Genomic DNA, 13,698 nt, shown 5'->3' with positions numbered 1-13,698 from the left:
GAGCCAGAGTTGGAGTACCGTTACTACATCAGTTCAGCTAGCCTGACCCCAGAGCAGGCAGGAGAGGCTATCCGAGCCCACTGGGGCATTGAGTCCATGCATTGGATTTTAGATGTCAGTATGCGGGAAGATGCTTGCCAGATTTACCGAGAAAACGCAGCTGAAAACTTGGCGGGGTTAAGGCACATGGCACTTAACATGCTCAGAGCTGAACCAACCAAGATTAGCGTACCGATGAAACAGAAACGCTGCATGATGAAACCTGCCTTCTTGGAGCAAGTCCTTGTGGCCGGATTGACGTCAATGGCTAAAAATTAAGCGCTCATGCGGACGCCCTGCCCCTAACCCCTATTAGGTGGCTTGCAAAATAAACATCTGATAATCAAATGCCCCATCGCGCGCCTCGAAGGCCGCTAACTCTTTCTGTATATCTTCATTGGCTTTTGACCCCCTCAACGCTGCGTGTAATGCCTCGATCCGTGCTTTCAACGGGCCGTAATACGCTTGCCAAGCGGCATCACTGAGCGCAAAACTGCCCAGCACCGTAAAGCCTGCGGCGCGTGCCTGTGCGGAACGTACCGCCACGGTCGTCATGTCAGGGTATTCTTGTTGCCAGAACGCGTGTGCATCGGTTTGTGATGCATGGTCTCGCCAGACCAAATCACTGAACACCAACATACCCTTGTCACACAACAACGGTCGCCATGCTTGCAATGCCGCTTCGACGCCCATGATATAGGCACTGCCTTCGCTCCAGATCAGATCAAAGCTGGCGGGGGAAAACGGCAGGGCTTCCATGTTGGCACATACCGTGGTGACGCGATCAGCCAGACCCGATTGCGAGAGGGTGTTAGTCAGCGCGGCTAAGGCTCCGGCTTCATTGTCGACGGCGGTGAGGGTGGCGGTGGTGTGCTCTGCAAATACCAGTGCCGCAAGCACGTGTGTCGCCACGCCTTTGCCACAGCCGATTTCGAGTATCGCCTGAGGCGCATACGGCACATGCTTGAGGGCTGCGAGGGTATCGGCGGCAGAGCCTGGCCCCCAGCGTTCCAAGCCATTAAAGACGAGCATGAAGTCCGCCATGTATTGTTCGTGTGTATTCATGTCTTTCGATAACCATTTTAGGCGCATGGCCTGTTTTTCATCAAAGCCTTGCTTTATTAACCACGCGAGGTGGGCATCCGGTGCCTGTTGCTCCAGCGTTTGGTGCCAGTCCGTCAGGCTGCTTTCCCCCAACATGGCGGCGAGAAGCTGGCGCGCCTGTTGTTTGTGGGCGATCTCCTCATCTAACAGGCGTAAACGCTCGGCCAGCATGTGGCGTTCCACTTTCGTCTCTAAACAAGCTTGGCATTCTTTTAACGTCAGTCCGCCTGCTTGCAGGTTTTGCAGCAACGTCAGCCGTTGCACATCGTGCTCGGTATAGCTGCGGTACCCATTATCCAACCGGCGCCCTTTAATGAGCCCCAGCTTTTCGTAGTACAGCAGCGTGGTGCGGGAGATCCCCAGTTTGTCGGCCAATTGTGAGATGCGGTACATGTGCGTTGCCTTGTGTGGGAAAGCCTTACCAGTATGCCGGATTATTTAACGCCGGTGCGCAGTGAGACGCCCCTGCAATCGCCGCGAGTGGCATTTCGGTGAGTGATTGCGCCAACCAGCCGTGCGGGTAGCTCAGTGGTTGTGGTGCCGGGTATTGTGCCTCTGTGATGCGCTCAAAGCCCACCTTGCTGTAAAAATCCGGATCCCCATAGGTGAAGGCCAGTGTGATCCCGTGTTGTTTCAATGTCGCTAAACCGGCATTGATCAACGCTTGCCCAATGCCTTTACCTTGATGCGCAGTATGTACCGCCACAGGAGAAAGCAAGTACGCGGTGGTGTTTGGTGCCTCGTCAAAGGTCATACGGGTAAACAGAATACTGCCGACGATCGTTTGTTCGTCCATTGCCACAAACACGAAGCGATCGTGCTCTGGCGTGGTGTCAAATAATGCGGTGACGAGTTCGCCAATCACTTTACCTTCGGCTTCGCCCTCTGAATCACTAAATGTTTGGGTAAAAAGCTGGCAAATGTCAGTGGTCTGTTCAGGGGAATACAGGCCGTAATGCATGGTGGTGTCCTTGTTCATGGTTTTATCGTTCGTGTGCTGCTTAAGAATAGCGTAAGCATAAACTGTAAAGCCGTAGACAGGTCAAGGGAGAATAAAACGATTATTTATGGAATGAAAGAAAGGACCGGATAGTTTATCCCGACTTAGCCAACGAAAGAACTTACGCCATTTAGGAGTATTTATCGCGGTGGGTAATTCAAACGGCACGCAGTGTAACGTGCCAGGCAGAAATGGAGATTTGGATTTGCTTTTATGAGAAATATTGTAGCAGTTGCGCCGGTTTAAAAGCCTGCGTGATGGTCAGGGTAAGCCAAATTGCCCTGCTTTGAACCCTGCTGCGGTCACAATAGTGTCTTGATCAACCACCATGTCCCGTTTTCCACCTGACGGATCGCCGGAAATTGTTCTACGAGTCGGTCACACAACCGAGATGGGGGCTCACCAGTAGAGAAGGGCAGGAGAACCATACCAGTTTATCAGTGATGCGTGCGCCCCCCCGCGCACTTAAATTTGACGCAGTAAGTCTTTCATATTGATTTTCGACATGGTTGAAAGTGTCCCTGTCATCTGCATTTGGTTAAAGGGTCTTTATAAAATTGGCGTATCCCGATTGTAATTTGCCACCCTTTATATAATGGTGTTTTTTGTCAGTAGTTTTAATGAGTGTAAATTCTTAGAGGAACCCCTGATTTTATAACAACCATGGTTTGTAAATTCGGTACTCACCGTTAACGTGATAAAGAACACAAACAATAAAGAATAGGGATAACATGGCTTTTTTAATTAAAGATACGAAACTAAAAGTGGCTGAAAGAGCCATATTTCAGAACGAAGAAGGATACATTGCCTTTCCAGACAATGAGTTAGTTGCCTATGATGGCGAGGGGTTAATCCCCATTGGACTTTTATCGTATAATCAATTTGATAGTCGTGTAAATGAAAAAGTATTAAYTGCAGTTCCCAATGTTGAAGGCATTCCTTATGGGGACTACGGCACGGTGAGCTATTCTTTTGTTAGTGAAGAAGAGGGCTGGCAATTAGATGATGAATTTGCTGATGAGTCCCAATTTGACGAAGAAGAAGATTATATTGATAACTATCAAAAAGCGCGTGAATTATTCATGCAGCATAAGCACGTGACAGCGTTTGGAAAAAAAGCCCCACTGTTTGAAATAGGTGGTCAACCCCCATTAGGTCAAAATTGGGATGCATACTTATATGATGAAATGGGTGATAATCCAGAATTAGACCGTTATCATGAAGTGACAGAGGATAGTGCTGATCCAGATTTTGAATACATGACGACACGAGAGATCACGTATTTTGATGAAGAATCCGAGCAAGAATTTGTATTTTTAGGTTGTTTTGGGGATAACCAATACTTAAGTTTGGCAGATAAGGTGATGGTGTTTTATCAGCCAGCGTTGAAAAAAGTCATGGTCGCGATGGAGTTTGAATAAGCACAGCGCGATATGTCGTACCCCCTACCTAACCCTTTCATRGCGTCATCATGACGCTATGAAAGAATCAATGTTTATGCATCACTCGAAAGCGCAATAATCTAATTAGCAATGGTCGCGATCTCATTTTTTTACCATCTAAAAGGTGCATTTGAGGCCATCAGACAGCAGCGCATAGACTTGATCTTAAACTGTTGGCAAGATCCCAGTATCCCCGCACTTTTCAACGCGACCAGTCCGAACTTCTAAAAATCAACAGCCGTGACACTGTCACCTAAATGCTCAAACGTATCTAATGTAACCGACCACTAAGAATGACAAATATGGGAATAGATGGGATTGAGTAGGATCTCGTGGGCGAGGCCTTGAGATTAAAGGGATCGTGGCTTGGGTTGATCTAAAATGGATACATCACCATAAATGGCAAAAAGTGTGTTTTTGTGGGGAAGAGGTCGGGCGAAATGACAATCCGCCCAGTTTGACAAAAGCACACGATGAAGTGTTCAAAGATCCGTTGAACGTTGAACAACACGGCCAATGATACAAAGCTGGTCTAGCTGATTTGTTGGTACTTCTATCGGTGAATATTCTTTATTGTCACTGATTAACCGCAGTGAACCATCAAAACTTTTTTGAATACGCTTGGCGTAAAGCTCATCACCTAGGCGAACAACGAAGATCTTACCATCCAAAGGCTTTTGGGCGTTAAGGTCAATCAATAGCGAATCGCTGTCTTTAATCGTTGGTTCCATTGAATCACCTTTGGCAAATATTACCGCAAGCTTATTCGGGTCTAGTTTCCGATGCTGGATGTATTTACGTCGGAAGGCCAAGTAACGCTTTACTGGGGCATCGATAGCTGATGTGCCATGTCCTGCTGATACATGGATTTGATAACCAGGAACTAAAACGAACTCTTCATTAATAGCCTCATTGGCATCATTTTCATCCGGATCAACCGTATCATTGCAATAGGCACACACTGAAAACAAATTGTCCCATTTTAGGTTCTTATAAATGGGGGAGTCTTTTTTAGGTATGAAGTGATCTATGAAAGGTTCGGTAGACTTTGGCCCCTGGCCTGTAGCGAGCCACTCAAGTCGGACACCTTTGTAATCGGCAATTGTCACTAACTTGTCGAAAGTGGGTTTAGAACTATTCGGCGGCAGGTATTTTCTTAAACCACTGTCAGTGATCCCCACCTTTTCACCAAAACTGCGGATTGATTCATCCCCAATGAGCTCTTTTAGGCGAGTTGAAAAGTGTGCGATTCCTTCCTTATCAAAAGCACTTGATGTGCTTTTCTCTCTTTGAGTGTGCTTTTCCATTTTATACCCCAAAAATCAGTGTGTTAGCCCAGTATTCCTGAGAAGTAAGAAACGAAGAAAAACACACCGAGTGTGTCTTTTATTACATTTGTTTCATACAAAAGTGTGGGAGGGTTTTGTAAACGATAATTGTGCGTCTTATTGTCCTTGATGGGGAATATAGTTTGCACTATCGTCTTATTGTCGTAATGGGAAACTAGCCCGTAGTTATGATATTACCACGGAGGAACGAAATGGAAATAGAAACCGCTTATCAGCTGCAAGGTGCTTTAAGATCAAAGGCATGGACAGTGAGAAGTTGGGCGATAGCTCACGGTTATAACCCAAGAACGGTACTCCATTGCATTAACACTTTTGCACCTGAACAACGTCGTCTTCCTAAAAGACGCCTATCACAATCTATCATGATGGATCTATCCAAAACACTGTCAGTGCCACTAATGGGGGCTAATGATGAGTAAAGAATGGTACTCCGCATTAGAACTATCAGAAGCACCAGGACTCCCTAATGCGTCTTTTTCTGTAAGACGTAGAGCTGAAAAAGAGGGGTGGAAATCGAGGAAAAGACAAAAAGGAAAAGGATCGGAATACCACATCAGCAGCTTACCTGATGAGACGAAAGCGTATTTAGCCAAGCAGGAAATTAAGGATTTGTGTGTGACCGATGCCGCCGCCAGTGAAGGCGCGCTAGCCGTAAAGAACATCAAGCTGGCTGAAAAGCTCGATGCGAAAGGTAAGCAAAGGCGTAAGGCGCAATCTCTGATGGCTTTTAACAGCCTGACTGGCGAGCAGCAAACCAAAGCCAATGCCAAATTGGTGATCCTCAAAGCACGCGAAATGTACCTGCAGCCATTTGTGGATGTTAACCGCCTCACGGTGGGAGAAGGTCAATTCATTGAAGAGTACAACCGGAAGGCGTTGGGGATAGAAAGCTGGGTATATAGTGCGATTAAACAGATCAGCTGGCGAACTTGTCGTCGCTGGGCTGAATTACTGGATAAATCAGGTATGACAGCGTTAGCTGGGAATTATTCCGGTAATAAACGTCAGGGGAAGGTAGAGCAACAGCCTGATCTTCAAAACTACCTGATGGCCGTGATCACGGGCAAGCCCCATCTGGCGCAGCGTCCACATGTACTGCATCGGATGATAGAAGAAAAGCACGAGAGCTACCCACACTGGGATATTCCAAGTGCCTCTTCGATTGGCCGATGGGTAACTAAATGGATGGCCGACAATGGTGCTAAGTTTTCCTACCTCACCAACCCTGATGCCTACAACAGCAAGCACCGTCCGCTGTTTGGCAAAATGTACCCATGGATACAAGCCCCCAATGATTGCTGGGAGTTTGATAGCACCCCAACCGACGTACAGTTGCGGGTCAATGGTAAGCTGGTGCGTTATAGCATTATCGCTGCCATTGATGTGTATACCCGTCGGGTCAAATTGCTGTTATCGCCGACTTCTAGCTCGGAAGGGATCTGTTTGTTGCTGCGCAAATGCCTGCTTGATTGGGGCGTACCCAATGAGGGAGGGATTGCCCGAACGGATAACGGCTCTGACTACGTCTCTAAACGAGTTACCGCCATCTTTGACATGCTGGGTATCGACCAATCGAAAGCCAACCCGTTTTCAGGCTGGGAGAAACCCTATATCGAGCGTTTCTTTCGCACATTAAGCCAAGGGCTGTTCGAGTTATTGCCGGGTTATATCGGCCACTCCGTCTCAGACCGTCAGCAAATTGAAGCGGCAAAAGCGTTTGCTCAGCGCATAGGTGAAGGCAAGAAGAAAGCACAGCAAGAAGCTTTAGCATTGGCCTTAACCCCAGATGAACTCGAAACCGTGATGAATGACTGGTTAGAGCACCGCTATAACCACACCGCACGTGAAGGGCTCAATGGAAAAACACCATTTCAGGTTTATACCGAATCCGGTTACCGACCCAACGTGGTGGCTGATGAACACAGCCTGGACTATCTACTGAACTACATCGGTGATGCTAGCGTGATCCGTGGCCAAGTGTCGGCACAGAACATCAAATACACCGCACCAGAGCTGATGAACCCTGATTGGGATCGCAAGCGAGTCCGCGTTTTTCTCGACCCTAACGACGTTGGTCGCGCCACGCTATATCCGGTCGATAATTGGGATTGCTTCATTGAAGCTGTGAATATTGATTTGGTGGGACGCTCGATTGACCCTACTGCCTTCCGCGAGCAGCGCAAGCTGCAAAATAAAGCACTGGGAGAATTCCGCCGCAGTGCCAAGAAGCTGCAAACCGAATTCGGTATCGACACCCAATATGCCGAATCGCTGGCGGCAGACAAAGCCAAAAATACGCTGGCGGCCTTCAAGCAATCATCAGAAGTAACCGTCAACCCAGCACTGAACGGTTTAACGAAAGCAGCGAAAACCAAAGAAGCACCAGTTTATAGCGAGGCAGAACTCCTGAAATTGGAGCAGGTAAGAAAGCAGCTCGAAGAGAAAGAAACACAGCTCACCACACAGAAAAACCATCTGCACCGGAACATCCATGATAAGGCCCGCTATCTGGCTGAGCAGTCATTAGAGCGAGAGTTAACAGAGAAAGAAACCGCATTTTTGGAGGACTACAAGAAGAAAAACCACATTGGGAAACGGACAATTCAGGAAATTATGGCACGTCGCCGGCAAGCATAACGTGCCATAGAGATAAGTCACTTTATTGCGACTCAAGCCAAAAGGATCATAGCAATGAAACCCGTAATCGCACCAGTCAAAAATGTGTCTGCAACCCAAATTGCATTCAGCACCTTATTCCAGCGCGCCCTCGGTGTACCGGGTATGGCGCTTGTTCATGGGCCGTCAGGATTTGGTAAAACCACCACCACGACCTACCTCTACAACCAAGTAAATGGTATTTATGTCAGTGCTCGCGCCCACGACACCACCTCAAGCTTGACCAGCCGTATTGTTGAAGAGCTTGGTGCACAGCCGAAATACCGGATCAGCAAGAATGTCGACTACATCATCGAGCAGATGAGCATGTACGAGCGTCCACTCTTCATTGATGAAGCGGATTACCTGATGAATGACACCCGCATGCTCGATACCATCCGCGACCTATACGATGGCACCGAAACACCGGTTATTCTTATCGGCATGGATCAAATTGCCCGCCGTATCAGTGCGCACAAACAGTTTTATAACCGTATTTCTGAGTGGGTCGAGTTCAAACCTGCTGACTTGGAAGATGTGCAAATCATGGCAGATTACCTGCTTGAAGATGGCATCAAAGCTGAGCCTGAATTGCTTGATCACCTTCGCCAGAGTACCAATGGCGAAATGCGCCGTATTACCATCGGTTTGACCAAAATTGAAGCCTTGGCCCTGGCCAATGATCTTGAACTGATCACCTTGGATGATTGGGGTGACCAGCCATTTCATGGCCTCCGAAGCTTTGCTTGATAGGAATTCAGCATGACGAACCGACAGTTGGCATGGATGTTTATTTGTCAGCTTCACCACCGAACCACCTTTACAGCACCCAAATTGGCGGCAGCCACAGGCATGAACGTGAAAGCCGCCAAGCGATATATACGGCAGTTCGAGAGTAACAAACGGGTTGAAGCAACCGGTGACATGGAAATGTACAGCCACATGAAATATCGAGTGATCAGCAAACGCCCCATTCCTACGTGGGGGGCATGGCAAAACCGCAAACCGAATGTCAGGCAGCGGATATGGAACAGCATGAGAATGCTGAAAACCTTTGGCTTGTATGATCTGCAGGTGACGGCGCAGTCAGGAGAGAGAACGACCCGGCAATATATCCGCGCGTTAGAAAAAGCGAAGATCATCCGTCGCAGACAAACGATAGACGGAGACATCTTCCGCCTAAATTGCGATCTCGGACCGCGTTACCCAGAAATTAGGGGCTCAAGCATTCGCTGTCAAAACAGCGGAGCCATCTATCCCTTTATTAAGGAGCAGCGCCCATGAATTGGTTGGAGGCCTTAAAGGCTGAATTAAACAAAGACGAGGTTACACAAAACAAACTGGCCAGAGATCTTGGCATCAGCAGTTCGATGCTGAGTCAGGTGGTACGCGGTATCTACCCCGGCAACACAGACACCTTGCAGGCCCGCGTTGAAGGGCGGCTCATGGACTATACCGTGCAATGTCCCGTGAAAGGGTGTATTCGCCGTGATGAATGTCTCGACCACCAAAAGAAACCGTTTTCATCAGCCAATCGTGAACGAGTCAAAATACACCGCGCCTGCCGCTCCGGGTGCCCACATTCAACCCTAGAGCCAACGGTAAACGCGCAGCGCATCGACGTGCGAGCCAGCCCGACTGACGAAGCTTATAACCTCGACAGCCAACTGGCCTACATCAGACGCAGCGCTCAAGGGGATCCCCTGAAACTTAACGATCTACTGGAAAAGGAACTCTCGCGACTGGCAAGCCGATACAACCAGTTGCTATGGAGCAGTAAATACGCAAGGAGAAGCAAATCATGACAAGCCTAACCGGTAATCTAAACGCCAGAACCGATCTAATTAATAAAGCCGTTCGCCGCCTGAATCGGTGTGGTTTGCAGGTGCGCTCGACACGGGTTGGTAACCTGCGCCCAGTCATCGAGATTGAGCGCCCAGAAAACCTGTGCCAAGGCTTTACCATCACCACCCGCCATGGTCACGACGTGGCGATGTTAAATGTCGCCTCGCTGGAAGGGTGCTTGGTGACTTGGAGGGCGTAGCCATGAACACAGCAAAGCGCATAGTTCTGGCACTTCGGGAAAGGCCTCTTACACGGCCTGAACTGTCAATCCTTATCGTTGAGCTAACCGGTCGAGCTTTGCTTTACCAACTGAAATACCTGCAAACCCATGGTTTTGTGACAAGAGAAGGCAGCGAACGTAACCACCGCTATCGGCTCATTAAAGAAGACGGCCTATTCGTGACATGCCACTGCTGCAAAGTGGATCGGCCGTGCTGGTTAGTACACCGTGATATCTGCCAATACTGCACCAATGTGCGCGGGGTTGGCGAAGTTAAACCGAAACAAGCCAAGAAGGCCAAAGCGTCTGACACCGTATCACCGTTTGCCAAAGACGACGCCTGTTCAAAGCGCTATCAACCGTTGTTGCGTGGTCAGAAAATCGGATACTGAACCCAAGTAGTAATAAGGACGTTACATGAATACCCAACCCACCGCCGTGCCAGATGGCTACATGCTCGACAGCAAACAGCGCCTAGTGCCCGTGACTACCGTCGACGACTACGACATCGAAATCAACGATTTTGTCATCAAGCACGTAGCCGAGGCCCACCGCATACAAGACATCCTCAAAACCTTCAAACGCGGAGTGTATGAAGATTGCTACGCCTTCCTTGAATTGCTGGCAGAAAAGTACGAAACCAAGAAAAAGCGCGGTGGTGCAAAAGGCGGCTTTTCATTCTCATCTTATGACGGTCAGCTGCAAATCAAAATCACCGTACAAGATCGCATCACCTTCGGCCCTGAACTGCAGATAGCCAAACAGCTAATTGATGAATGCGTACAGGATTGGAGCGTAAACGCCAACGACTACCTCAAAGTGCTGATCAACGACGCGTTTGAAGTCGACCGCGAGGGTAACCTCAATACCGCCCGCATCCTGTCACTGCGTAAGCATAAAGACAAAATTAACGACGAGCGTTGGGTCAACGCCATGGAAGCCATCGCCGATGCCGTCATGGTGACAGGCTCTAAAACCTACCTCAATTTCCGTGAGCGTAACAGCGAAGGCAAGTTGATGAATATCCCCCTCGACTTAGCCGCATTGTAGGTGGTTACATGGAAAAGATGAGCCACCTTAATATGCCGTTCGTCGCACCGCATTCACGGTTGGCGGTGCTGAATGAACTGGATAAGGCGCAACAGCTGGAAGAGATTAACGCCGAGGTGATAGGTAAAAGCTATGCCGAAGGCGTGAGTGATGCCCTGTTGTGGGTGATGGGGAAAATCCCACCGCCCAGCGAATAAGTGCGAAATGCCGTTCTCATTGAGGGCGGTATCTACCCAAGGTGGTGCTTGGGTACTGATGAGCAGCCAAGTCTAAAACAGTCTGTAAATTAAATTTAAACGTTGATACACGCCCAAGCGTAGGGATCCGTGCAACCTGAATGTGGGAGTTATATGGAAATGAATAACCGCAACCGACTCATCCAGCTTATTCACGTAGGCAAGCGTGAACTGGCTTTGGATGACGACACTTACCGCGCTTTGCTGTTTGCCAATGGTGAGCACTCCAGCTGTAGCAAAATGAATATTCACCAGCTAGAGATGGTCTTGACCGTGATGGAGATGCAGGGCTTTCGTCGCTCCCGGCGTCCTGCCTCCCGCGACATTAATCCATTCATGGATGTCAAACGAATAGGTAGAGGGATTAAAACACCGTTTAAACGCCGTTTAAGCCCCAAGTCAGGCAAGGCCAAACATGCTCAGATTGATAAAATCCGGGCGGTTTGGATAACCATGGCCGGGCATGGCATCGTCCGTGATAGTTCCGAAGCGGGGCTTGATAAGTACGTGTGCCGAATGACCAGCCGAGGCAGTCAGCAAGGGGTAGATCATGTAGGGTGGCTGGATGCCAGTCAGGCTCACATCGTGTTGGAATCACTCAAGAACTGGCATAAGCGAGAGCTGGCCGCCCGAATGAAAGAGATTGGTCACTGTGTGCCGTTAAATCGCAATGGTACGGGATTAGCAGGGTATCAGGCAGTGGTGGAGGGGTATGAGGTCATGGAGAAGCTGCGAAAGGTGGAGATGGATGAGTGAATTATTTGATAGCTTCCCCCCCCTGCATAATGGAGGTTAAGCTTCTGTGATTTATAGGCTTTTATTGTGGTGTGATCTAGACGTATCGTGGGGTAGTGTCATTCTTGTTCATAAGAAATTGTAAATGCATGAGTCATGTATCAAAAATGACCTTGCGATGACTATGAATTACCTCTAGGATGCGTGACGCTGAGAAGTAATACAACGCAAAATCAACACAAAAGTGTTATAAATATATTATGAAGTATCGAACGTTAGCAAAACTATTTCATAGTTCTGAGCTCAAAAAAGTAGTATCTGGAAACGTTGGAATTATCAATGAGGTAACTGAGATATTCCCTGAGTTATCTGGAACGATGTCTATGGCTGATTTTTACAATCTGGCCTATTCGCTGCTGCTTAAAAACTATAGAAATGAGTATGTAGTCAAAAATGAAATTGCCAACAAAATCCTTCTTGGCCGTCACTCTATGAATACCACTTCCATGATGAGTGAACTTCGAACAGGTCAAAATATAGCTGACTGCCTAGTTGTGAATGGCTATTCAACTTGTTATGAAATAAAAACAGAATTTGATTCATTGGTACGTTTTCAAGACCAGCTTAATTCCTACTTGAAAGCCTATGACAAAACATATGTTGTAACGCATAAGTCTCATTTAGAGCATGTCCGGAACATTTATGAAATGATACCTAAGTTTGGTATTCTTGAACTAACGAAAAGAAACCAACTTAAGACGATTCTTGAAGCTCCAGTGAGTGAAGATTTTGATTTCGATATTACGTTCGATACCTTGCGTAAGCCAGAGTACACCTTCATTGCGGAACAAGTACGAGGCGAAATTCCAGATATGCCGAATACAAAAGTTTATGCTTACTGTAAGCAAGCTTACTTATCTCTTTCAGAGCAGGAAGCTAATTTTCTTTTCAAGGCAAGTCTCAAAAAATTTCGTCGCAACGATCACGTTTTTATTAATTCTTTGCCTAAATCATTAAAAAACATCGGAATAAGCTATCAATTTAATAGAAATGAGAAAGATAGTCTTTTATTCTCACTGATGCATAATAAATCAATTGGTTTAGGAGATGAAAATGTACTTCCCGTTTATGAGAGGCAAGCGTCATGAGTTGTCAGCTCTTCGAAAGATAGTTGCTAGTTTAAATCCTGAAAAAATCAGGCCGATTATTGAGCCAGTGAAGGCTAATTGCAATAATTTATTCATTACAATCAGAGATTTAAACGCTCATAACATATCGCCATTAGTTATCATTAACCCACTGGTTGGTGAGTTGATTGACAATAATAGTGCTCATTTGTTTTCTGAATTAGAAGATGAAAATCTTACTTTTCTGCCATGTATAGCTTTTAGTCTTGATAATGTACCTACAGCTAGCCAGTTAGCTAATCAATTTATGAGTGATGGACAAGATTTTGCTACTTACTTTAAAGATGAACCGACTGTTGATGTTTCGGCTATCACATCAAGAGCGTTGGTTAATACCATTAGAGCATCATCAAACACGAGTCATCAATTTCAATCTCAAATGCCTCAGTTAGTGAAGATAACAGACTCCTTCAGTGCTCAAAGTAGAAATGCTGATTATCCAATTCAGCCCTATGTTTTTTCAGATGCTCATATTACTTATAGGTACACTCCAAATGCTATTGGTTTTGGTGACTATCAAATAGTGGGAGAATCTTTTTCTGAAAATGGCGGTCCTGCTCGTGCTGTTGCAATCCATATTACATATATTGAACCAAATAATAATGACAATATGCTTATTAGGCATTGTGTATCAACTGTTAGTGGTGGAACAACAAGTAACACGGCTGGAAAATTTTTAGAGGCTTTAGGTCAATTAATTGTTTTTGCAAATCAAAATGCTGCATTAGATCAATCTACTCATGGTTTTCAAGCATTTGTAGATTTGCATAACCGTAGGCATTTTCCAAACTTAGGCCCAGTTAAAGAAAACTCTATAATGCACCATATTGAGACTT

General features: G+C 46.9%; 17 protein-coding genes and 1 other RNA gene. 15 read left to right on the top strand and 3 right to left on the bottom strand.

Annotated features, from left to right (window positions below; genetic code table 11):
• A partial coding sequence (locus tag L4C36_RS22115; protein ID WP_428479947.1) for an ISAs1 family transposase occupies positions 1 to 318 on the top strand: 318 nt, incomplete at its 5' end.
• 33 nt (positions 319 to 351) lie between these two features.
• Here the strand turns inward: L4C36_RS22115 and L4C36_RS22110 are convergent.
• Positions 352 to 1,536: a MerR family transcriptional regulator gene (locus L4C36_RS22110; protein ID WP_428479946.1), complete on the bottom strand. Its 1,185-nt coding sequence runs from the start codon at positions 1,534 to 1,536 to the stop codon at positions 352 to 354.
• A 25-nt stretch (positions 1,537 to 1,561) separates the two neighbouring features.
• Complete coding sequence (locus tag L4C36_RS22105; RefSeq protein ID WP_428479948.1) at positions 1,562 to 2,104, bottom strand: GNAT family N-acetyltransferase; 543 nt, start codon at positions 2,102 to 2,104, stop codon at positions 1,562 to 1,564.
• Between the two features lie 770 nt (positions 2,105 to 2,874).
• Here L4C36_RS22105 and L4C36_RS22100 point away from each other — a divergent pair.
• Positions 2,875 to 3,564: a hypothetical protein gene (locus L4C36_RS22100; RefSeq protein WP_428479945.1), complete on the top strand. Its 690-nt coding sequence runs from the start codon at positions 2,875 to 2,877 to the stop codon at positions 3,562 to 3,564.
• Between the two features lie 503 nt (positions 3,565 to 4,067).
• Here the strand turns inward: L4C36_RS22100 and L4C36_RS22095 are convergent.
• On the bottom strand, positions 4,068 to 4,892 hold the full coding sequence (locus tag L4C36_RS22095; RefSeq protein ID WP_428479944.1) for a S24 family peptidase: 825 nt from the start codon (positions 4,890 to 4,892) through the stop codon (positions 4,068 to 4,070).
• Positions 4,893 to 5,125: 233 nt separating this feature from the next.
• Between L4C36_RS22095 and L4C36_RS22090 the strand changes: the two genes are divergently transcribed.
• From L4C36_RS22090 to L4C36_RS22030, 13 genes are all read left to right on the top strand, one after another.
• Positions 5,126 to 5,353, top strand: coding sequence for a helix-turn-helix domain-containing protein (locus L4C36_RS22090; protein WP_428479943.1), 228 nt, complete (start codon positions 5,126 to 5,128; stop codon positions 5,351 to 5,353).
• Positions 5,343 to 7,571 (top strand): DNA-binding protein, encoded by a 2,229-nt coding sequence (locus tag L4C36_RS22085; RefSeq protein ID WP_428479942.1) that lies wholly within the window; start codon positions 5,343 to 5,345, stop codon positions 7,569 to 7,571. Before L4C36_RS22090 ends, L4C36_RS22085 begins: the two co-directional genes overlap by 11 nt.
• A gap of 54 nt (positions 7,572 to 7,625) precedes the next feature.
• A complete protein-coding gene (locus L4C36_RS22080; RefSeq protein ID WP_428479941.1) occupies positions 7,626 to 8,339 on the top strand; it encodes an AAA family ATPase in 714 nt (237 codons plus the stop codon).
• Between the two features lie 12 nt (positions 8,340 to 8,351).
• On the top strand, positions 8,352 to 8,873 hold the full coding sequence (locus tag L4C36_RS22075) for a hypothetical protein (RefSeq protein WP_428479940.1): 522 nt from the start codon (positions 8,352 to 8,354) through the stop codon (positions 8,871 to 8,873).
• The gene (locus L4C36_RS22070) at positions 8,870 to 9,394 is read left to right on the top strand and encodes a helix-turn-helix domain-containing protein (RefSeq protein WP_428479939.1); all 525 of its coding nucleotides are present in this window, start codon (positions 8,870 to 8,872) and stop codon (positions 9,392 to 9,394) included. The genes L4C36_RS22075 and L4C36_RS22070 overlap by 4 nt, the downstream gene beginning before the upstream one ends.
• Entirely contained in the window at positions 9,391 to 9,633 is a 243-nt protein-coding gene (locus tag L4C36_RS22065; protein WP_428479938.1) for a hypothetical protein, read from the top strand. The genes L4C36_RS22070 and L4C36_RS22065 overlap by 4 nt, the downstream gene beginning before the upstream one ends.
• A 2-nt stretch (positions 9,634 to 9,635) precedes the next feature.
• Positions 9,636 to 10,046, top strand: a complete 411-nt coding sequence (locus tag L4C36_RS22060) for a hypothetical protein (protein ID WP_428479937.1) — start codon at positions 9,636 to 9,638, stop codon at positions 10,044 to 10,046.
• A 25-nt stretch (positions 10,047 to 10,071) separates the two neighbouring features.
• On the top strand, positions 10,072 to 10,704 hold the full coding sequence (locus L4C36_RS22055; protein ID WP_428479936.1) for a DUF3164 family protein: 633 nt from the start codon (positions 10,072 to 10,074) through the stop codon (positions 10,702 to 10,704).
• Positions 10,705 to 10,712: 8 nt separating this feature from the next.
• Positions 10,713 to 10,901 (top strand): hypothetical protein, encoded by a 189-nt coding sequence (locus tag L4C36_RS22050; protein WP_428479935.1) that lies wholly within the window; start codon positions 10,713 to 10,715, stop codon positions 10,899 to 10,901.
• An RNA gene (locus tag L4C36_RS22045) (hammerhead ribozyme type II) lies at positions 10,902 to 10,973 on the top strand.
• 81 nt (positions 10,974 to 11,054) lie between these two features.
• Positions 11,055 to 11,696, top strand: a complete 642-nt coding sequence (locus L4C36_RS22040) for a gp16 family protein (RefSeq protein ID WP_428479934.1) — start codon at positions 11,055 to 11,057, stop codon at positions 11,694 to 11,696.
• A gap of 239 nt (positions 11,697 to 11,935) precedes the next feature.
• Positions 11,936 to 12,823 (top strand): sce7726 family protein, encoded by an 888-nt coding sequence (locus tag L4C36_RS22035; protein ID WP_428479933.1) that lies wholly within the window; start codon positions 11,936 to 11,938, stop codon positions 12,821 to 12,823.
• On the top strand, positions 12,789 to 13,698 hold a 910-nt coding region (locus tag L4C36_RS22030; protein ID WP_428479932.1), incomplete at its 3' end, for a sce7725 family protein. The genes L4C36_RS22035 and L4C36_RS22030, both read left to right, overlap by 35 nt.

The sequence above is a fragment of the Photobacterium japonica genome, assembly GCF_050337005.1.
Lineage (GTDB): Bacteria > Pseudomonadota > Gammaproteobacteria > Enterobacterales > Vibrionaceae > Photobacterium > Photobacterium japonica.
This window is presented reverse-complemented; position numbering and strand designations above follow the sequence as displayed.